Annotated in this window: 21 protein-coding genes; 9 read left to right on the top strand and 12 right to left on the bottom strand. The window is 66.6% G+C overall.

Going from position 1 to position 20569, the window contains the following annotated elements:
- Positions 1-9 precede the first annotated feature (9 nt).
- Both BOO69_RS20885 and BOO69_RS20880 read right to left on the bottom strand, forming a co-directional pair.
- A complete protein-coding gene (locus BOO69_RS20885) occupies positions 10-672 on the bottom strand; it encodes a TetR/AcrR family transcriptional regulator (RefSeq protein ID WP_083545789.1) in 663 nt (220 codons plus the stop codon).
- On the bottom strand, positions 669-1484 hold the full coding sequence (locus BOO69_RS20880) for an enoyl-CoA hydratase/isomerase family protein (RefSeq protein WP_071974293.1): 816 nt from the start codon (positions 1482-1484) through the stop codon (positions 669-671). Before BOO69_RS20880 ends, BOO69_RS20885 begins: the two co-directional genes overlap by 4 nt.
- Before the next feature lie 248 nt (positions 1485-1732).
- Between BOO69_RS20880 and BOO69_RS20875 the strand changes: the two genes are divergently transcribed.
- From BOO69_RS20875 to BOO69_RS20840, 8 genes are all read left to right on the top strand, one after another.
- Positions 1733-2521, top strand: coding sequence for an ABC transporter ATP-binding protein (locus BOO69_RS20875; RefSeq protein ID WP_071974292.1), 789 nt, complete (start codon positions 1733-1735; stop codon positions 2519-2521).
- Positions 2518-3288: an ABC transporter ATP-binding protein gene (locus BOO69_RS20870; RefSeq protein WP_071974291.1), complete on the top strand. Its 771-nt coding sequence runs from the start codon at positions 2518-2520 to the stop codon at positions 3286-3288. The genes BOO69_RS20875 and BOO69_RS20870 overlap by 4 nt, the downstream gene beginning before the upstream one ends.
- A complete protein-coding gene (locus BOO69_RS20865) occupies positions 3285-5132 on the top strand; it encodes an AMP-dependent synthetase/ligase (RefSeq protein WP_071974290.1) in 1848 nt (615 codons plus the stop codon). Before BOO69_RS20870 ends, BOO69_RS20865 begins: the two co-directional genes overlap by 4 nt.
- Positions 5132-6004 carry a branched-chain amino acid ABC transporter permease gene (locus BOO69_RS20860; RefSeq protein WP_071974289.1) on the top strand — a complete coding sequence of 291 codons (873 nt, stop codon included), beginning with the start codon at positions 5132-5134 and terminating at the stop codon, positions 6002-6004. Before BOO69_RS20865 ends, BOO69_RS20860 begins: the two co-directional genes overlap by 1 nt.
- A gap of 1 nt (position 6005) precedes the next feature.
- On the top strand, positions 6006-7052 hold the full coding sequence (locus BOO69_RS20855; RefSeq protein ID WP_071974288.1) for a branched-chain amino acid ABC transporter permease: 1047 nt from the start codon (positions 6006-6008) through the stop codon (positions 7050-7052).
- A 26-nt stretch (positions 7053-7078) separates the two neighbouring features.
- Positions 7079-8245 (top strand): ABC transporter substrate-binding protein, encoded by a 1167-nt coding sequence (locus BOO69_RS20850; RefSeq protein WP_071974287.1) that lies wholly within the window; start codon positions 7079-7081, stop codon positions 8243-8245.
- A gap of 60 nt (positions 8246-8305) precedes the next feature.
- Positions 8306-9250, top strand: coding sequence for an NAD(P)H-dependent flavin oxidoreductase (locus BOO69_RS20845; RefSeq protein WP_071974286.1), 945 nt, complete (start codon positions 8306-8308; stop codon positions 9248-9250).
- 127 nt (positions 9251-9377) lie between these two features.
- Entirely contained in the window at positions 9378-9836 is a 459-nt protein-coding gene (locus BOO69_RS20840) for an NUDIX hydrolase (protein WP_071974285.1), read from the top strand.
- A 36-nt stretch (positions 9837-9872) separates the two neighbouring features.
- On the opposite strand, the gene BOO69_RS20835 is transcribed toward BOO69_RS20840, so the two are convergent.
- The 7 genes from BOO69_RS20835 to BOO69_RS20805 are packed head-to-tail and all read right to left on the bottom strand — an operon-like array spanning position 9873 to position 17696.
- Entirely contained in the window at positions 9873-10775 is a 903-nt protein-coding gene (locus BOO69_RS20835; protein WP_071974284.1) for a CobW family GTP-binding protein, read from the bottom strand.
- Positions 10772-12274, bottom strand: coding sequence for an amidohydrolase family protein (locus tag BOO69_RS20830; protein ID WP_071974283.1), 1503 nt, complete (start codon positions 12272-12274; stop codon positions 10772-10774). Before BOO69_RS20830 ends, BOO69_RS20835 begins: the two co-directional genes overlap by 4 nt.
- Before the next feature lie 15 nt (positions 12275-12289).
- Entirely contained in the window at positions 12290-13741 is a 1452-nt protein-coding gene (locus BOO69_RS20825; RefSeq protein WP_071974282.1) for a M81 family metallopeptidase, read from the bottom strand.
- On the bottom strand, positions 13738-14262 hold the full coding sequence (locus BOO69_RS20820) for a TRAP transporter small permease (RefSeq protein ID WP_071974281.1): 525 nt from the start codon (positions 14260-14262) through the stop codon (positions 13738-13740). The genes BOO69_RS20825 and BOO69_RS20820 overlap by 4 nt, the downstream gene beginning before the upstream one ends.
- A 4-nt stretch (positions 14263-14266) precedes the next feature.
- Entirely contained in the window at positions 14267-15238 is a 972-nt protein-coding gene (locus BOO69_RS20815; RefSeq protein WP_071974280.1) for a TRAP transporter substrate-binding protein, read from the bottom strand.
- A 32-nt stretch (positions 15239-15270) separates the two neighbouring features.
- Positions 15271-16554: a TRAP transporter large permease gene (locus BOO69_RS20810; protein ID WP_071974279.1), complete on the bottom strand. Its 1284-nt coding sequence runs from the start codon at positions 16552-16554 to the stop codon at positions 15271-15273.
- Positions 16551-17696: an NAD(P)/FAD-dependent oxidoreductase gene (locus tag BOO69_RS20805; protein WP_071974278.1), complete on the bottom strand. Its 1146-nt coding sequence runs from the start codon at positions 17694-17696 to the stop codon at positions 16551-16553. The genes BOO69_RS20810 and BOO69_RS20805 overlap by 4 nt, the downstream gene beginning before the upstream one ends.
- Positions 17697-17839: 143 nt before the next feature.
- On the opposite strand from BOO69_RS20805, the gene BOO69_RS20800 reads away from it, so the two are divergent.
- Entirely contained in the window at positions 17840-18460 is a 621-nt protein-coding gene (locus tag BOO69_RS20800) for a helix-turn-helix domain-containing protein (protein ID WP_071974277.1), read from the top strand.
- Positions 18461-18470: 10 nt separating this feature from the next.
- On the opposite strand, the gene BOO69_RS20795 is transcribed toward BOO69_RS20800, so the two are convergent.
- The 3 genes from BOO69_RS20795 to BOO69_RS20785 are packed head-to-tail and all read right to left on the bottom strand — an operon-like array spanning position 18471 to position 20532.
- Positions 18471-19268: a metal ABC transporter permease gene (locus tag BOO69_RS20795; protein ID WP_071974276.1), complete on the bottom strand. Its 798-nt coding sequence runs from the start codon at positions 19266-19268 to the stop codon at positions 18471-18473.
- Positions 19268-20020, bottom strand: a complete 753-nt coding sequence (locus BOO69_RS20790) for an ATP-binding cassette domain-containing protein (protein WP_071974275.1) — start codon at positions 20018-20020, stop codon at positions 19268-19270. The genes BOO69_RS20795 and BOO69_RS20790 overlap by 1 nt, the downstream gene beginning before the upstream one ends.
- Entirely contained in the window at positions 20017-20532 is a 516-nt protein-coding gene (locus BOO69_RS20785; protein WP_071974274.1) for a helix-turn-helix domain-containing protein, read from the bottom strand. Before BOO69_RS20785 ends, BOO69_RS20790 begins: the two co-directional genes overlap by 4 nt.
- Between the last annotated feature and the right edge of the window lie 37 nt (positions 20533-20569).

Below are 20569 nucleotides of genomic sequence, written 5' to 3'. Positions count from 1 at the left end.
GATCGCGGTTCAGTGTCTCTCCAGCGACTCGGCCAGTGCCGACAGCCGTGCCGCCACCGGATCCGGCGCCGCGATGCCGCCCATCACGATCTCCACCATCGCATCGGCCAGCGCATCCGGGTCCAGTGTACCGCCGCCCCAGAGGTAACCCCAGATGGCATGTTCGACGCCCCCGTATATCAGGTCGCGCACCAGCCGCAGGTCGTCGCCTGCGCGGATTTCACCGGCGGCGATGCCGTCGCGGATGATCTCCAGCGTGCGGGCGGTATAAAGGCTGTTCAGCCGATAGACCTGCGTGTCGCGGTAGCCTGCGCTGCCGCGCACGTGGTTGAACATCAGCCGGCAGAGTTCCGGCTCCTCGAAGACGGTCTGCAGGTGGCGCCAGACCATGAAACGCAGGCGCGGGCGGGTGCCCTCGATCCCCGCCAGTTCCTGCGCATAGCTGTGCAGCATGCCTTCGTACCATGTTTCGATGGTACGTGTCAGAAGCGCTGCCTTGCCGTCGAAGAAGCGGTAGATGCTGCCTTCGACCATGCCGGCGCGGGCAGCGATGGAGGACATCGACGCGCCGTCGAAACCGGCAAGGCGGAATTCCTCGGTTGCGGCGGCGAGGATCTGCGCCTCGCGGACCTCGCGCGACAATCGTGCGGTGCGGGGCGCCCGGGCGGTCATTCGTCCGCCACGTAGTAGGAAGGTTTGCGCTTCTCTACGAAGGCGGTGATGCCTTCGCGCGATTCGGGGTTGGAGAAGGCGTCGAAGACCGCGTCGAGCGCGATGCGGTTGGCCTCGGCCAGCGGCACGTCGGCGGCGCGCAGGGCGGCGCGCTTGGTCAGGGCCACGGCATCGGGGCCGCACATGAGGAAACGCGCGGCGAAGGTTTCGGCCTCGGCCGCCAGCGCGTCGGGTGCGACCACGCGGCTCACGAGGCCCCGCGCCAGCGCCGCCTCTCCGTCGAGGGCATCGCCCGACATCAGCATGTCGAGCGCGGCTTCGCGCCCGATCAGGCGGATGAGCTGCTGTATGCCGTTGCCCCCCGGCACGAGTCCGTGCCGCACCTCGGGTTGGCCGATCCGGGCGGAGGCGGACATCAGCCGGAAGTCGCAGGCGAGCGCGAGTTCCATGCCGCCCCCCAGCGCATGACCGTTGATGGCGGCGATGGTCGGACAGGGAAGCCATTGCACCGTGTCGAAGACTTCGAGGATGCGGTGCACGTAGGGGTCGCGGGCGGCGCGGGGGTTGTCCGCCAGCCCCGACTCCGGATCGACGAAATACTTGAGGTGCGCGCCGCCGCAAAAGACACGGTCCTGCCCGGTCACGATCAGCGCGCGCGGCGGGTCGGCACGCAGGCTTCGGAAGGTGGCGAGCAGGCTGTCGAGCATTTCCCAGGTGAGCGTGTTCATCCGGGCGCCCTGCGCCAGCGTCAGGCGCAGGATGCCGGGCCGCACCTCTTCCGTGGTGACGTGGTCTTTGGCGGTTTCGGTCATGGGGGCCTCCCTTCGCTGCGCGGAAAACCGTTGACAGCCGGTTGCCGCATCATATTAATGAATACAGTTCATTAAGGTGAGCACTTCGGCAAGTCAAAAATGAAAGCCACTTGCTGCTTTGTGTATAAGGGAGGGGAAAATGCGCCAATTTTCAGTTTTCGTAGCTGATTCGTGCCATGGCGTAGATCTTGGCCGCGCGTTTGCTGCGCAAATAAGTCAACCTCACCTTTTCGCGGATCGCGCCGCCGATGCTTGAGCTGCGAAACGTTCAGGTTCTCTATGATCGTGCCATCGAGGCGGTGCGCGATGTGTCCTTGAGCGTGCCCGATGGCGCGATGGTGGCCCTGCTGGGCTCCAACGGGGCGGGAAAGTCCACGATTCTCAAGGCGATCAGCGGCGTTCTGACCCAGGAGGATGGCGAGGTCGTCGCGGGATCGGTGATGTTTGACGGCAAGCCACTGGGCGGGTCCGCCCCCCGCGACATCGTGCGGCGCGGCATCATCCAGGTGCCCGAGGGCCGCGCGCTCTTTGCCCCCCTGACGGTGGAGGAGAACCTGCTGATGGGGGGATTCACCCGGTCGAGGTCCGCCGCGAAGGAGGGGATCGAGCGGGTCTATGACCTGTTTCCCAAGGTGCGCGAGCGGCGTCACCAGATCGCGGGCTACCTGTCGGGCGGGGAACAGCAGATGGTCGCCATCGGGCGCGCGCTGATGGCCGAGCCGAAGGTGCTGATGCTGGACGAACCCTCGCTGGGCCTGGCACCGCAGATCATCGAGGACATCTTCTCGGCCGTGGTGGCGCTGAACCGCGATGCCGGTGTGACCGTGCTGCTGGTCGAACAGAACGCCCAGCTGGCGCTGGAGGTGACATCGCGCGGTTACATCATCGAGAATGGGCGCATCGTGCTGGACGGCGCGTCCGAGGATCTGCGCCGCAATGCGGATGTGCAGGAATTCTACCTTGGCATGGCAAAGGGCGAGCGGCGGTCGATGCGCGACGTCAAGCACTACAAGCGCCGCAAGCGGTGGCTGTCATGAGTTTCCTGAAGCTGGAGGGCGTGACCAAGCGGTTCGGCGGCCTGACCGCGGTCAGCGAGATCGACATGACCGTCGAACGCGGCCAGATCTACAGCCTGATCGGGCCGAACGGCGCGGGCAAGACGACACTGTTCAACCTGATCTCGTCGGTTCTGCCGGTCAGCGCAGGGCGGATCACGTTCGACGGGCAGGACATCACCCGCACACCGACCCACGCGATGGCAAAGCTCGGCATGGCGCGGACGTTCCAGAACCTCGCCGTTTTCAAGCACGAGAGCGTGGTGAACAACATCCTGACCGGCCTTCATTCCCGCCTGCGCACCGATCCGTTGTCCGCGGCGGTGTTCTGGGGCCGCGCGCGCCGCGAGGAACTCTGGGCGCGCGAGCGGGCGGAAGAGATCATCGACTTCCTCGAGATCGAGGACCTGCGCGACCTGCCCGTGGGCACCCTGTCCTACGGGCAGCAGAAACGGGTGGAGCTGGGCCGCGCGCTGGCGGTGGAGCCGAAGCTGCTGCTGCTGGACGAGATGGTGTCGGGCATGAACCAGGAGGAGCGCGAGGACATCGGGCGCTTCGTCCTGGACCTGAAGGAGGAACTGGGTATGACCGTGCTGATGGTCGAACACGACATGGGCATCGTGATGGACATTTCGGACCGGGTTTGCGTCATGCACCATGGCGCTAAGATCGCGGAAGGCACGCCAGCGGAGGTGTCGGCCGACCCGGAGGTGATCGAGGCCTACCTGGGCGGGAGCCGGGCGGCATGAGCCTGAAACTCGACGCCATCCCCGGCATGACCATGCCGCAGGTGCTGCGAGAGCGGGCCCGGCTGCACGGGTCCGACCTTGCCCTGCGCGAAAAGGTGCGCGGGCTCTGGCAGCGGACGACCTGGGCCGACTACTACGAACAGGCGCGCCTGACCGCGATCGGTCTCTATGCCCTGGGGTTCCGCCCCGGCGACCGGCTGGCCATTGCCAGCGACGATACCCCGCAGTGGTATTTCTCGGACCTCGCGGCACAGATGCTGGGCGGCGCGGGGCTGGGCATCTATCCGACGAACCCCTGGCCGGAACTGCAGTATATCGTCCGCCACTCCAAGGCGCGGTTCGTCGTCGCGGGTGACCAGGAACAGACCGACAAGGTTCTGGATGCGCAGGCGAACGAGGGTGGGCTGCCGGACCTTCAACAGCTCATCTGCGTCGACATGAAGGGCATGCGCGCCTATTCCCGCGAGGGCCTGATGGGTTTCGACGATCTGCTGGCGCTGGGGCGCGAGCGGGAGGCCGAACTGGGTGCCGAGGTGGACCGGCTGATCGACGCGGGCCAACCCGAGGATACCGCGATCATCGTCTATACCTCGGGCACGACGGGCATGCCCAAGGGCGCGATGCTGAGCCATCGCAACATGCTGTCCAACGCCTGCGACATCGCCCGCATCCACGGGCTCGACGCCCGCAGCTATTCTGTGTTGTGCTACCTGCCGCTGTGCCACGTGGCCGAACGCAGCTTCTCGCTCGTCCAGCAGATCGTGACCGGCTGCACGGTCTCCTTCGCCGAAAGCGTGGACACCGTGGTGCCCAACCTGCGCGAGATCGCGCCGCTGGGGTTCCTCGGCGTGCCGCGCATCTGGGAGAAGATGCAGCAGAGCATCGACTACCGCGTGCAGGACACCACGCCGCTGCAGCGCCGTGTCTTCAACTTTGCCATTGCGCGGGGCAAGCAGATCGCGCGGCGGCGGCTGGCGAACGGCGGACGCTTTGCATCCGGTGGGGATCGGGTGATGTTCGGCCTGCTCTGGCTGGTGTGTCTGCGTGCCTTGCAGAAATACCTCGGGCTGAACCGGGTGCGGACCGCCTTCTGCGGCGGGGCCTCGATTTCCGAGGAGGTGCTGCTGTTCTTCTGGACGCTCGGCGTGCCGGTCTACCAGATCTATGGCATGACCGAATGTGCCGGTGCCTCCCACTCGCAGCGGCCCGGGGCGACCTCGCTGGGCACCTCCGGCCCGCTCCTGGGCGTGTTCGAACAGAAACTGGCCGAGGATGGCGAGCTGCTGATCCGGGGCGAGGCCTGTTTTCAGGGCTATCTCTTCAACGACGAGGCGACCGAGGCGGCCTATGCCGATGGCTGGCTGCACACCGGCGACATCGTCCAGATCGAGGACGGCGGCGAGTTGCGGGTGATGGACCGCAAGAAGGACATCCTCATCACCTCGGGGGGCAAGAACATCACCCCCAGCCTGATCGAGAACGCGCTCAAGGACAGCCCCTATATCCGCGAGGCGATCCTGCTGGGTGACGGGCGCAAGTTTCTCTCGGCCCTGTTGCAGATCGACCTCGAGACGACGGGCAAGTGGGCGCAGGCCAATGACGTGCAGTACACGACCTACCGCACGCTGGCCGAGAACCCCAAGGTGCGCGAGTTGATCGCGGGTGAGGTGGCCCGCGTCAACGACCGCTTTGCCCGGGTCGAGAACATCCGCAAGTTCGAGATCCTGCGCAAGGAACTCGACCACGACGATGGCGAGTTGACGGCGACCATGAAGGTGCGCCGCAAGGCCATCGAGGCCAAGTTCGCCGACGAGATACAGACGATCTACGGGGATGCTGCCTGATGGACTACTTCTTGCTCCTGCTGTCGACCGGCCTTGTGATCGGTGCCTCCTACGGGTTGATCGCGATGGGTTTCGCGCTGGTCTACAAGGCCACGGGCGTGGTCAACTTCGCCCATGGCGAGCTGGTGATGCTGACGGCCTACGTCGCGTTCACCCTGACCACGACATTCGATCTTTCCTTCGTTCCGCTGATGCTGCTGACCATTCCCATCGCCATGGTGATCGGCCTGACGCTGGAGCGGCTGTTCATCCGCCCGATGCTGGGCGAGCCGGTGTTTTCCATCGTGATGGTGACGATCGGGCTTGCGGTCATGCTGCGGGGTATCACGATCATGATCTGGGGACCGGATCCGCACAACCTCACGGCGGGGGTCACGACGCAGGTGATCATGATCGGCAACCTGCCGTTTTACGCCGCGCAGCTGATGTCCATCGCGGCGCTGGCGATCTGCATGGTGGCGGCCTGGGCGTTCCTGCGCTTTTCGCGCATCGGGATCGCCATGCGCGCCGTCGCGGCGCATGAAACCGCGGCGCTGCTGGTCGGCATCTCGGTGAAGGGTGTCCACGCGATGGCCTGGGCGCTGTCCTCGGCGCTGGCTGCGGTGGCGGGGGTGCTCTTCGCCATGAACTTCAAGCTGGCGCCCGACCTGTGGTTCCAGGGGCTGAAATCCTTCCCGGCGGTCATTCTCGGCGGGCTGGATTCGATCCTCGGGTCGGCTCTGGCGGGGCTGGTCATCGGCATCATCGAGATGATGTCACAGGGCTACATCGGCCAGGGATTGCGCGAGATCTCGGGCTTCATCGTCATCGTCATCGTGCTGATGGTCAGGCCCTACGGGCTGTTCGGCGACAAGGACATCGAGAGGGTCTGACATGCGTACCGGTCACTTCCAGGAAACCACCGGGCAGCTTATCGCCCTCACCGACAACCGGGTCACGCTGAGCTGGCTGGCCGTTTTGATGATCGCCTTGCTGCTGGCCCCGCTGCTGGTGGGGAACTACACGCTGACCCTGATGGTCACGGTGCTGATCGCCGTCGTGGGGGCGGTGGGTCTCAACCTGCTGACCGGGACCACCGGGCTGATCTCGCTCGGGCAGGCGGGCTTCCTCGCCGTCGGGGCCTACGGCAACGCGGTGCTGCTGACGGATTACGGCTGGCCGGTCTGGCTGTCGCTGCCCGCGGGCGGCGTGGTCGCGGGGTTGATCAGCCTGCTGGTGGGCGTGCCCTCGCTGCGGCTCAAGGGGCTGTACCTCGCCATCACCACGCTGGCGTTTTCCTTCATCGTCAGCCACGTCATCCTTTACGCCGAGCCGATCACCCACGGGCCGAACGGCATCTTCGTGAACGGGGCGACGCTCTTTGGCGTGAACGTCCAGAAGGGCGCGCCGCTCTATTACCTCGCGCTGGGGGTCGCCGTGGCGGTGATCCTGATGGTGCTGAACATGCAGCGCACCCGCATCGGGCGAGCGTGGCTCGCGATCCGCGACCACGACATCGCGGCCCGCGCCATGGGCATCGACCTCACGCGCTACAAGCTGCTGGCCTTTGTCGCGTCGTCGTTCATCGTCGGCATCGCGGGCGGGCTGATGTCGCTGCAGATCCGCTTCATCAACATCGACGTCTTCGCGCTGATCCTGTCGATCGAGGCGCTGGCGATCATCATCCTCGGCGGACTCGGGTCGGTGGCGGGGGCGGTGCTGGGCGCGGTCTTTCTGACCCTCCTGCCGGAGGCGATCCGAATCTTCTTCAACCTGATCCTCGAGCCGGGGTCGGCGTTCTATTCCACTTACGTCTACGAAATTCGCGGCGTGGCCTACGGGGCCGTGATCGTCGCGTTCCTGCGTTTCAAGCCCGATGGGCTCATCGGGCTTTGGCGTGACCAGAAGAAATTCTGGAGCAACTGGCCGCTGGCATACTGACCTGCGGCTTTCAACGGGAGGAAGACATGAAAACATTTGCCTGCGCCGCACTCGCGGCACTGCTCGGCACCACGGCGATGGCCGCGGACCCGGGCGTCACGGACACCGAGATCAAGATCGGCGACGTGAACATCATGACCGGGCCCGCGTCCTTCATCGGGCGCGCGGTGTCGATCGGATCCAAGATCGCCGCCGCCGAGATCAACGAGAACGGTGGCGTGAACGGGCGCCAGATCACCATCGTGACCGAGGATGACGGCTATGTTCCGGCCCGGTCCTTCCAGGCGCTGACCAAGCTGATCGAGGTCGACGAGATCTTCGCACTCAACGGCACGTCGGGCACCGCCAACGTGCTCGCCATGATGCCGCTGATCGAGGAGAACAACCTGCCGACCATCGTCTCGACCGCGCCGAACGAACTGGTCTACGATCCGGTCCGGCCGTCGGTCTTTACCCTTGGCGCCAGCTATTCCGACGCCTTCTACGCGCAGCTCAAGTACATCCACGAGAACGCCGAGCCGGAGAACGCCGTCTACGGGCTCATCCGTCAGGACGACGACTTTGGCGTGGCGGTGGAACACGGCTACGACCGCGCGATCGAGGAATTCGGCGTGACGGACGGCGCCCGGGTGGCCTTCAAGAAGGGGACGTCCAACTTCGCCGCCGAAGTGGTGCAGTTTAGGTCGGCCGGGGTCAACGTGCTGGCCAACGGCGGGATCATCTCGGGGGCGGCCAACATCCTGTCCGAGGCGCGCAAGCTGGGGCTCGACCTCCAGTCGGCGCAGGTCTGGTCCGAGGACATGCCGCTTTCGGTGAACCTCGCCGCCGAAGCGGGCTACAACTACTACGTGGCGGACTACGTGGCGCTGGTGGGCGAGGCCAACGAGGCCTTCCGCGAGAAGGCGGCCAAATACGTGACGGAGGACGACCTCGGGGCGATGAACCGCTATACCTACGTCACCTATGCCTCGCTGATGGCGATGGCCGAGGCGATGCGCGGCTGCGGCGAGGACCTGACCCGGCAGTGCACCATCGACAACCTGCGCGCGATGGAGAATTTCGACGTCGGCGGCATCGTCGCCCCGCTGAGCTTCAACAACGACCTGCAGCTGTCGGGCACCGCGCTGGCCGTCTATCAGCTCGACGCCGAGACCAAGACCTTCACTCAGAAGACCGACTTTATCGACTACTGAGTGCTCCCCGGGGGCGCGCGTGCATCGCGCGCCCCATCCAATTTTTCCCGGAGAATGACGATGGCTTTGCCCGAAGCATGGCGGGGGCGACTGGCCCTTCCCGTGATCGCCGCGCCGATGTTCCTGATCTCGACGCCCGCGCAGGTGATCGCCTGCTGCCGCAATGGCGTGGCGGGCACCTTCCCGGCACTGAACCAGCGGAGCACCGAAGGCTATGCCGACTGGCTGGCCGAGGTGAGCGAGGCGCTGGGGCCGCAGGACGCGCCTTTCGGGGTGAACCTCGTCGTGCACGGCTCCAACGCGCGGCTGGAGGCGGACCTCGCCGCCACGGTGACGCATCGCGTTCCGCTGGTCGTGACCTCGCTCGGTGTCGATCCGGCGGTCATAGAGGCGGTGCATGCCTACGGTGGGCTGGTGTTCCACGACGTGACCAACCGGCGTTTTGCCGAACGCGCCATCGCGGCGGGCGTCGACGGGCTGATCGCGGTCAGCCAGGGCGCGGGTGGCCACGCAGGCGCAATCAATCCCTTTGCGATCCTGACCGAGCTGCGCGCGGTATTTGACGGCCCCTTGGTCCTGGGCGGCGCGCTTTCCACCGGCGCGCAGGTCGCGGCGGCGCAGATGGCGGGGGCGGATCTGGCCTATCTCGGCACGCGGTTTCTTGCCACCAAGGAGACCAGCGCGCTGCAGGGACACCTGGACATGATCGTCGCGGGCCACGCCGAGGACATCGCCCTGTCGCCCGGCGTCAGCGGCATCCCCGCCAACTTCCTGCGCGCCAGCCTGTCGGCGGCGGGCATCGACCCGGACAGCGGCGAACCTCCGGCGGAGCGCAATTTCGGCACCACCGGCAACCTCAAGCCATGGCGCGACATCTGGGCGGCGGGGCAGGGCATCGGCGCGATCCGCGACGTGCCGGCAACAGCCGATCTGTGCGCCAAGCTGGTGGCGGAGTATCGCGCGGCCATCGACGGGGCGGCAACGCTTGCGGTCGGTCTGCGCTGAGCGCGCGCCGCGCGCTTCTGCGGACAACCGGGCGAATTGAAACCCGCGGGCAGGCTGCTAGGATGATCCTCCGCGGCCCGTGCTGCCGGGCGATTGGCCGCAGCCTCACACTTCGAAAGTCGTCTCCATGAAAACCGCTTCGCCCGACCGGCGCCCGATCCCCGCTGTGCTTGCCGTCATGCAGCACGAAGACCGGTTTCTCCTCGTGCGGCGCGCGAACCCGCCCGACGCGGGATACTGGGGGTTTCCCGGCGGCAAGATGGAACCGGGCGAAACCGTCACAGATGCTGCCGTCAGGGAACTATTCGAGGAAACCGCGGTGGTCGCCGAGCCCGTTCACCCGTTCACGGCGCTGGACGTCTTCGACCGGGGGGAAGACGGGGGTCTGCGGCGTCATTTCGTCCTCATCGCGGTTCTATGCCGCTACAGATCCGGCGTGCCGGTGGCCGGGGACGACGCACTGGAAGCGCGCTGGTTCGACCTGTCGTCGCTCGCGTCTCCGGATGTGCAATTCAGCCGCAACGTCGCGGCCGTGGCGCGCCTCGCGGCAGATCTCGACGCAGGGGGGGTGCGCTCGGGGCTGTGAACGCGCCTTCCGGTCCAGACGCCGCTTTCCCGGGCTCTACGCTCTGGCCAGAGCGTCCAGTTCGATGCGTGCCGCATCGGGGTCAAAGCTGTCCTTCTGCCCGATCAGGACAAGCTGGCAGCCCTCGGCCCCGTCCTCTTCGGCAGCGGAGAGCGTGGCGCGTTGGCCGGAAAGCTGGAAGAGGACGCGCGTCTCGCGTCCCTTGAGGCGCAGAAAGCCCTTGGCCCGAAGCAGATCTGGCGCCAGGCGGCCCATCACGCGCTGGAAGGCGTCGAGCGGGACCGGGCCGTCGCACGTCCAGTCGAGATGGACGAAACGATCGTCGCGCAATGGCGTGGGCGAGGATGCGCGCAGGGTGGGGCCGTCCGGGTCCAGCAGGGCGGGCAGGGGCAGGCCGCTCTCAAGGTCCAGCAGGCGCTGGCGGAAGGCCGCCGCGAGCGACAGCGAAAGTCGGTCGCGGGCGGCCATGTCGACAAGTCCGGACTTGGCCAGAAGCAGCATGTCCGAGCCACGCGCCTGCGCCTGCCACAACGGATCGTCGCGCCGCCTTGCTGCATCGGTGGCGTCGATCACGCAGGCCACGGTCTGAAGCCGCGCGGCATTCCAGATCACCGGATCGGTGAGCGACCGGGTTATGCCAGCGGGATCGGCCACGCCGCTGGCCTCTATCACGATGAGCTCGGGCGAGGGCGACTGGCCGAGCACGATCTTCAAGGTGCGCAGCAGGTCGCCTTGCAACGAGCAGCAGATGCAGCCGTTGCGCAGGCCGATGACCCCGTCGGCGGACGGGCCGACAAGCGCTGCGTCGATATTGATGGCGCCGAAGTCATTGACGATGGCGGCGATGCGCAGCCCGTGGTCCGCCTGCAGCAGCGCGTTGATCAGGGTCGTCTTCCCCGCACCGAGAAAGCCGGTCACAAGAAGGACGGGAACGCTCACGTCGGGGTGCGGCGGATCGGGCGGCCCGGCGCGGCGTCCGGCAGCAGGGCCCCGTCCGAGATGACGGGGGTGCCGTTGACGATCAGGTGGCGGACGCCTTCGGAAGGGCGGTTCATTGCGGTGAAGGTGGCGCGGTCCTGCAGCGTGTCGAGGTCAAAGACGGTGATGTCCGCGTCGCAGCCTTCCTGCAGACGGGCCTTGCGGCGCATCTGCGGGGCGCAGCCTTCGATCACGCGGCAGGGCAGGATGGTGCATTTGGCCAGCCCTTCCATCAGGGGGACAAGGCCACGGTCGCGGACGTAGCTCGCGAGGAAGCGGGTGAAGGTCGCCGAAGACCTCGGGTGCGCCGAAAGCCGGTCGGGCAGGGGCCATTCGGTGCCCTCGTAGATGCTGCCGTCCTCCTCGATCCAGGGCATCGCGTCGGACGCGATGGAGCCGCCGGGATAGGTGACCGAAAGATCGAGCAGCCGGCGGTGTTCATCGTTCACCTCCACGTCGAGGAAATGCCACATGACAAGGTCGGCGGGCGCTTCCGCGCGGGCCCGCTCGATGTCCTCGCGGCCGGTGAAGCGGTGGTGGTTGTGCACCAGTTCGACGGCGGAGTAGTCGCTGCCGGTCCGTTTGGTGAAGTCGGGATCCCGGAAGAAGCCGGCGCTCACCACGGTGGACCCTGTGCCGTAGGGATAGGCCTCTGTCGTGACGGGCAGACCCTGCGCCTGCGCTTTCGCCACCAGTTGGGTCACCCGGTCGATGTCCATCAGCGAGGTGGAGTTGAGGTGACAGATGTGCATGTGCGCGCCCGTGGCACCGGCCAGCCCGATGAGCCGGACGTAGCTGTCCACCGAGCTTTGCGGGTCGATGTTGCTGAGATAGGCGATGTGGGTGAACGTGGGCGTCCCGTATTCGAAGGCGAGATCGCAGATCTCGGACATCTCCTTGACCCCTGCGCCGGGGGCATAACCGTTGGGGATGCCGATGCCGATGGCGCCTTCGTCCAGGCCCTGCCGGACATGGGCGACGATCTGTGCCGTCTGGTCCGCGTCCGCCGCGTCGACCGACCAGCGCATGTCGTCGGCGCCCGCACCCATCTGGTCGATCGGATGCATGTCCGCGTCGAGTTCCAGCGCGCCCATCGCGGCCTTGCGCCCGAAGATCCACGCGGCGGCGGTCCCGTAGTTGAGCGCGCGCGGGATGCCTGCCTGCCGCTCGTACCATCCGGCGACGGGCAGGGCCCCGACCTCGAGTTCGAGGGAAGTGGTCACGCCGTCGAAAGCCTGCATCCGGTCCGCGGCGACGGATTGGCCGTGCGCGTGGATGTCGACGAAACCGGGTGCCACGACGAGGCCGGTCGCGTCGATCTCGCGGGTTCCGGCTTCCGGTACGTCCCCGACCCGCGTGATCCTGTCGCCGGTGATGGCGATGTCGCAGATCCTGTCCAGTCCGGTTTCGGGGTCCATCACGCGGCCGTTGCGGATCACGAGGTCGGGGGTGTCTGCCATGTCGTTCCGTCCTGTCTATTCAAAGGGATTGTCGACCCGGGGCCAGTAATTGCCGTCCCGTTTGGTCAACGGCAGGTTGGCGAAGTCGGGCGTGATGGCGCCGGGCGTGCCGAGGTGGATGACTTCGCCCGCCATGGGGGCGAAACCGTCGTAGAAATGCTGGGAGGACTTCACCACCACGTATTTCATCCCCGACAGGTCGAGCCCGAGGTTCTCGAAGGCCTCCGGGTGGAAGGTCTGGGTGCGGCGGGTGTTCATCACCAAGTGAATGCCTTCGGACGTTTCGAGCCAGACACAGTCGCCCATGTTCATCTCGGCCTTGCCCAGATGCTGTATCGCGTCACGGACGATGCCGCGCACGGTGACGGTCAGATCCACGGGATCGCCCGACATGGGGCCGATCTTGCCGCCGACGCGAACGTCCATGACGGCACCCACGCCCGCGTCCATGCACATGCCCACGAGGACCGGATCCCAGAAGGTGCCGATCGCGACGTCACGCAGTCCGCGCTCCATGATCGCGCGCAGCACGTAGGTGGAATCGGAAGGGGCGCCGCCGCCCGCGTTGTCCGCGAAGTCCGCCAGCACCACCGGTGCGGCGTTGGAGGCGACAGCGCGGTCCAGTCCTTCGTCCATGGGGGGAAAGCGCCGCAGGTCGTCACGCATGTCCCACAGTTCCCGACCCAGTGCCTCGGCCCGGTCGGCGGCAAGGCGGGCGTCGGCATCCGTGATGACCAGTGTACGGGTGCCGCAGCGCGGATTGTCGCCCCAGGGAAAGCCGTGCGCGAGGGAGACCGACAGGATGCCGTCCCTGCCTTCCATCGCCGACATCCGGTCGACGTAGCTGCGTACGGGTTCGAACGGCGTGTGGTACATGGCCATCATCCGGCAGTCGTAGTCGCGCATGACCGGATCGGTCCGGCCCGCTGCCGCGTCGGCGCAGATCGTGAACAACTCGTCCGCGCGCTCGGGCACGTCGATGTGGGGATATTCCTTGTAGCAGATGATCGCCGTCGCGTTTTCCAGCATCGCCTCGGTCAGGTGGCAATGGGGATCGACCTCCAGTCCCAGCTTGGCATCGGGCCCGATGATGGCGCGCGCCCGGGCGAGCAGATCGCCCTCGCAGTCGTCGTAGCCCTGCGCGATCATCGCGCCATGCATGGACAGCAGCACGACGTCCACCGGCATCGCCGCCTTCAGGTCGTTCAGGATGTCGTCGCGCATCGTTTCGTAGACCTCGCGCACGGTCGGCCCCGCGGGCTGGGCGTAGGTGGACAGACCTTCGACCACCTCCCATCCCAATGCCTCGGCCCGCCGGCGCCAGAGGGTCACGGCGGCGGCATAGAGCCCGGCCTCGCCGCGCGATGCTTCCTTGGTGTAGAGGTGTTCCCTGAACCCGCTCCAACCGGTCGGAATGGGAGAGAAGGAATTGGTTTCGGTCGCCAGCGAGGCCATGAAGAGTTTCATCGGGGTTCCTTGAGATCGGCGATGGCGCGGGCGATGTCCGCCAGCACGTGCAGCAGGATCAGCGTGAATGCGAGGGGGATCGCGACCCCGAACACGATCATCGGCAAATCCATCGTTTCGGTTTGCCGCCCGGCCAGCCGGGCGAGGTAGCCGCGCGCGGGGTTCGCGCCCGGTCCGAACACGCTGAACCACAGGATCGGCAGGATGAAGCAGAGCACGCCGAAGGCGCGGACCAGTGTGAACAAGAGGCCACGACCGCCCGTTACCTTGAGCGCCTCGGGAAACAGCGTCGGATCGCTGCGGAATCGGAAGGCGCATGTCGCGCCCAGAAGCCCGCCCCAGACCATCGAGAAGCGGGCAAGCTCCTCTGTCCAGATCGGGGGCTGGTTGAGCAGGTAGCGGGCGATGACCTGCCAGCCGGCGGCAAAGAGCATGATCGCGACGGCCAGGGCGGCGCCGATCAGCGCCGCACGGTTCAGGCCGCCTGACAGCCGGTCCAGCAGGGATGCCACCGCCCGCACGGGATCAGCGTCCGACCGCCGCGTTCCAGGCGTCGAGCGCGCCTTCGGGCATCGGCGTCGACTCGTAGATCGGCTGGCTCGCGTCGCGGAACTTCTGGCGCTCCTCGGGCGACAGTTCGATCACCTCGATGCCCGCTTCCTCCAGCTCTTTCAGGACCGCGGCGTCATCCGAAACCAGCTTGCGGTTCGCGGCATGCGCGGCGTCGACCGCTTCCTGCACGGTTGCGCGTTCCTCGTCCGTCAGGCTCTGGTACCAGTCCTCGGACGCGATGGCGACGCGGACCGAAGGGCTCATCCTCGCATTGGTGAAGTAATTGATGAAGGACGTGTGCCCGTAGGTCAGCGGCACGAACGCGGGGTTGATGTAGCCGCCGGCCACGCCGGTCTGAAGGGCGTTCGGAACCTCGGACCAGGAGACGATCGTTCCCTTGGCGCCCCAGTTCTCGAAGGTGTTGATCTGCACCTCGTCCAGCGCGCGCATCCGCACGCCCGCCAGATCCTCGAAGGTGCGGATCGGGGTTTCGGTGGTGAAGATCCCGGTGGGGGTGCCGGTGTACACGATGTCAAGCACCCGGACGCCCTTGGGCGTCGTGCCCTCGTTTATCTTCTCCAGCATGCCGCCTTCATCCAGCGCCGTGTCGAGCTGCGCCATGTCGTCGAAGAAGTAGGGCATCATGGACCCGTTGATGGTGGCGTCGAGCGTGCCCGCCGACTTGGCATCCGACATGGAGACCTCGAGCAGGCCCTGGCTGACCTGGTCGAGGCGTTCCGCCTCTTCGCCGAGGGAGTTGCGTTCGTATTCGACGGCTTCCATGCCGTTGGCATTGAGATATTCGCCGAAGGTATGCGCCCACATGTAGGTGCCGGACTTCTCCAGGTCGGGGGGGCTGTCGAGCGCGATCTTGACCTCTGCCTGCGCGGGCAGGGCAAGCGCCGTGGCCACGGCTGTGGCGGATAGTATCGGTGTGAGTTTCATGTTGTTTCCTTCCCTTGTTGGTTCGGTCCCTGTTACCGCCAGAGCCCCAGTGTGCGGGGCAGCCAGAGGCTGATTTCGGGCGTGAAGACCAGCACGCCCAGAACGATGATTTCGGCCACGACGAAAGGCATTACCGCGCGGGCGAGCCGCCAGTAGTTCACGCCGGTGACGGTGGAAACGATGAGCAGGCAGCCACCCAGCGGGGGCGAGACGAGACCGATGCACAGGTTGAAGCAGATCACAATGCCGAGGTGGACGGGGTCCGCCCCGTTGGCCAGCGCAACGGGCGCCAGCAGCGGCACCAGCAGGGCGAGGGCGACGGGAACGTCCATCACCATGCCCGCGATGATGAAGAGCAGGTTCATCACCAGCAGGAAACCGACGGGACCGAGGCCCATCTGGTCCACCAGACCGGCGATGGCCTGCGGGATGCGTTCCAGCGCGGCAAGGTGGCCGAAGGCGGCCACGGCGCAGAGGATCATGAAGATCGACCCGGTGAGCACGGCCGTGCGCGAGAAGCTTTGCCACAGGTCGTCTAATGTCAGGGGCGAGTAGAACAGGGCGGCGATCACCGCGGCGAGCACCGCGACGGAGGCGGCCTCGGTCGGGGTCATCCAGCCCAGGACGATGCCGCCGACGATGATGATCGGCAGGCAGAGGGCGGGCAGGGCGGCGATGATCGCCCGGCCGAGGGGCGGGGCCTCTCCCTTTTCCACGCGGGGGTGGTCGTCGCGCCACGCGTAGAAGCCGTTGACCGCGAAAAGGGCCGCCGCGAGCACGAGTCCCGGCAGGATGCCCGCCACGAAAAGCGCCGCGACCGAGGTCTGCATCAGCGCGCCATAGAAGATCAGGATGATCGAGGGCGGCACGATGGGGCCGATGATCGAGGAGGCGGCGGTGATGGCGCCGGCGTATTCCGCGGTGTAGCCGCGTTCGCGCATCGCGGGCACCAGCGTGTTCGAGAGCGCCGCCGCGTCCGCCACGGCGGAGCCCGAGATGCCGGCGAAGAACACGGAGGTCATGATGTTGACGTGCCCCAGCCCGCCCCGCAGGCGCCCGATGAGGGCCATGGACAGGTCGATCAGCGACCGGGTCACCCCGCCGCGGTTCATCAGTTCGCCCGCGAGGATGAAAAGGGGCATCGCCAGCAGGGAGAAGACGCTGATCTGCGAGAACACCTTTTGCGGCAGCACCGCGAGGTATCGGGTATTGTCCGAGATGATGAAGCTGAGGACCGCCGCGCCGCCGATGACATAGGCCAGCGCGAGCCCGCAGCCGAGAAAGGCCGCCGCGGCGAGAGGCGCGAGCCAGATCATGCCGCGACCGCCAGCCGTCCGGGCGACACCCGGGCGGTATCGAAGCCGGTGTCCGCAATGGCCTGCGGGACCGGTCTGCCCCGCACGAGTGCCGCCGCGAGTTCGGATGCCGCAGGGGAGGATTGAATCCCGTAGCCGCCCTGGCCGGCCATCCAGAAAAAGCCCTCGGCCACATCGGAATAGCCGATCACGGGTTCCTTGTCGGCGACGAAGCTGCGCAGGCCAGCCCACTTGTTCTCGATCCGGCGGATGTCGAGCTCGAAGGCGGTCATGATCCGGTCGGCGCAGATCGCCACGTCCATCTCGTCCGGCTGGGCATCGCAGGGATCCGTGGGCGTCTCGTCGGCGGGGGAGATCAGCAGGCGGCCCGCGTCGGGCTTGAGGTAGAACTCCTCTTGCACGTCGATGGTGATCGGCGCGTCGCGCCGGGTAAATCCCGCCGGTTCCGCCACCATCAGCGCGGTGCGACGCTTGGGGACGAGGCCGATTTCCTCGGCCCCCGCCATGCGACCCACGTGCCCAGCCCATGCCCCCGCCGCATTGACGAGGGTGTCCGCCGTCAGCGCGCCACCCCGGTCGGTGCTGACGGTCCAAGTCCCGGACAAACGTGCGATGTCATGGACTGCCGCGTTCGTGCGGACGGTGCCACCCCGCGCGCGCAGTAGCCGCAGATACCCTTGATGCAAGGCGGCGACATCGATGTCCTGACCGCCGCGATCCAGCATTCCCGCCACCGCGTAGCCCTCGCGGAGCAACGGCTGATGGTCATGCAGCGCCGACGCGGTCAGTCGTTCGACATGCGCGCCGGGCGCGACCGACGCGATGAGCGCGTCCAGCGCATCGGTCTGGTCTGCGCGGGCGATCATCAGGATCTCGCGCGGGGTCAGCAGGGGCGCGTCGACAAAGCCGTTCGGCGGGGTGTCGAAGAACGGGCGTGAGGCCCGGGTAAGCGCGCGAACGCCCTCGGGGCCATAGCTGGGGGCAAAGACGGCGGCGGACCGACCCGTGGTGTGATAGCCGGGCTGGCTTTCCATCTCGAGCACGGCGACCCGCATGTCGGCCGCCAGATGGGCGGCCACGGACGCGCCTGCGATGCCCGCGCCGATCACGATCGCGTCGAAATGGTTTTCGGTGTCGGCCATCAGTGCGGTTTCCTCGATTCCATCTCTGCAGGCTAGGCAAGTCCTGAGAGGATGCAAGAAAAAATTTTCGTATACGAAAACAATTTCCTTTTAGGGTAATACGGTCTATCTCTCCGGCACCGTATTTCGGAGATCCGGATCACATGACCACGGCACAGGCGCTTGGTGCGCGGCTCAGGCACTTGCGCAAATCCAGACAGCTGACGCTCAGCACGCTCGGCGCGTTGTCGGGCGTGTCAGTCTCGACCATTTCCAAGATCGAAAACGGCAGCCTGTCGCCGACGCTCGACAAGGTCCTGCGACTTGCCGAGGGGCTGGAGCTGTCCATCGGCCAGCTGATCGGCGACGAGCAGAGCGATTTCGACAAGCCCGCGCCGAACAGCCGGATGGTGCCCGCGCGGCTGGAGGACGGGATCGTCATCGACACCCAGAATTACGAGTATCGCTACCTGTGCTCCGAACTGACCAACAAGCGGATGATGCCGATCCGCGCGCGGATCAAGACGAGCGATATTCACCGCTTCGGCCCGCTGGAACAGCATGGCGGCGAGGAGTTCCTGGTGGTGCTGGAAGGCAGCGTCGAGGTCCACAGCGAATTCTATGCGCCCGTGACACTGAACAAGGGCGAGTGCATCTATCTCGACAGCACGATGGGCCATGCCTATCTGAGCGCTGGAAAGGAAGAGGCCGAGGTGATCTGCATCTGCACCGATCCGCAGCGGATGCCATCGGATCTGCGGGCGGAGCAGGCGCGGAAGGACTGACCCCGCGACCTCAGGAAGAACGGCGCCGCAACCCGTCCAGCAGGCTGGTCGCCACGAAGATCACCGCCGCGACGCAGACAATCGAGGGGCCCGCGGGCGTGTCGAACACGAACGCCGCCCTGAGCCCGGCAAGCGCCGAAAGCGCCCCGATCACGGCACCGGTCAGCGCCATGCGCTCCGGGGTCTGCGACAGCGGCCGCGCCGCGGCGGCGGGAATGATGAGCATCGCCGCGATCAGCAGGACGCCCACGACCTTGATGGCCACGGCGACGGTGATCGCCAGCGCGAGGGTGAGGATGAGCTGCTCGCGCCGGGGATCGACGCCACTGGCGTAAGCCAGATCTTCGCTCAGGGTGGCGGTCAGCAGGGCGGACCAGCGCCAGGCGATCAACCCGACAACCACGACTGCGCCGCCCCAGATCACCGCGAGGTCGGCCCGCGACACGGCAAGAATGTCGCCAAAGAGATAGGCCATGAGGTCGATGCGGATACCGGAAAGGAAGGAGACCGCCACGAGACCGAAGGCCAGCGCCGAATGGGCCAGCACCCCCAGCAACGTGTCCATGGCATAGCCGCGCCCCGAAAGCAGGGTGACCGTCAGCGCCATGACCAGCGCCACCGCCACGGCCCCGGCAAAGATCGAGATCTGCAAGGCGAGCGCCAGCGCGACACCGAGGATCGCGGCGTGCGCTGTGGCATCGCCGAAATAGGCCATCCGCCGCCAGACGACGAAGCTGCCCAGCGGGGCCGTCGCAAAGGCGACGCCGACGCCGGCCAGTGCGGCGCGGGTCATGAAGTCATCCAGCACTATTCCGCAGCCTCTGTCTTGTCGTGATGGTGGTCGTGATCGTGATCGTGCGCATGGTCGTGTTCGTGCCGGTAGAGCGCAAGCGCGCCGCCCGTGCCCGTCCCGAAGAGCGCGCGGTACTCCGGGGCGGCCGATACGATGTCGGGCGTGCCTTCGCAACAGACATGGCCATTGAGGCAGATCACCCGGTCGGATGCGCTCATGACCACGTGCAACTCATGGCTGATCATCATCACGGCACAACCGGTCTGGCGGCGGACGTCCTCGATCTGGAGATAGAAGGCGGCGGAGCCGGGCTGATCGAGGCCCTGGGTCGCCTCGTCCAGCAGCAGGAGTTCGGGCCGGTTCATCAGGGCGCGGGCCAGCAGCACGCGCTGAAGCTGTCCGCCCGAGAGCGCGGACATCTGGCGCTGCGACAGGTCGGTGACGCCCGCCCGGTCGAGCGCCGCCGCCGCGTCCGTCCGGGTCGTGCCGCCCGGCAGGCGCAGGAACCGGTTCACGGTCATCGGCAGGGTCCGGTCGACGTGAAGTTTCTGCGGCACGTAGCCGATGCGCAGGCCGGGGCGGGTGGTGATCCTGCCCGAGGTGGGCCGCGCCGCGCCGATCAGGGTGCGCAGCAGCGTCGTCTTGCCCGATCCGTTGGGGCCGACGACGGTCACGATCTCGCCCGGTTCGATGGACAGGGACACGTCGCGCAGGACGGTATTGGCGCCGTAGGCGACGCTCATCTTCTCGACGCTGACGAGGCTCATGCGTCGGCCTTGTCCGCGCAGCCCGGGCACAGGCCGAGTGCTTCCACCACCGTGCGTTCGATGCGGAAGCCGGTGGCGCGCGCCGCGTCACCCAGGGCGCCGCGGGCGGGGGTCGTGTGGGTCTCGGCCACCGAATCGCAGGCGCGGCAGATCATAAACACGGGCGAATGCGTGTCGCCGGGATGCGCGCAGGCGATGAAAGCATTGAGCCGCTCGATCTTGTGCGCGAAGCCGTTGGCGACGAGGAAGTCCAGCGCCCGATAGGCCACCGGCGGTTGCGAGCCGAAGCCGGAATCGCGCAGGCGGTCCAGCATCTCGTAGGCACCGACGGCGCGGTGTTCCTGCAGCAGCACCTCGAGCGCCTTGCGCCGTACCGGCGTGAAGCGCAGGCCTTCCTGCCGCGACCTCGATTCCGCTTCGGCCAGGGCGGTGGCGATGCAACTCGCGTGATCGTGCCGTTCGAAACCCAGCGGGCGGGCGGTGTCACCGGATGATTTTTCGCGTCTTGTCATAATATAACATTCGCTGTAGGGGGTCGGGAATGTAATA

It is taken from the genome of Sulfitobacter alexandrii (assembly GCF_001886735.1).
Classification (GTDB): domain Bacteria; phylum Pseudomonadota; class Alphaproteobacteria; order Rhodobacterales; family Rhodobacteraceae; genus Sulfitobacter; species Sulfitobacter alexandrii.
This window is presented reverse-complemented; position numbering and strand designations above follow the sequence as displayed.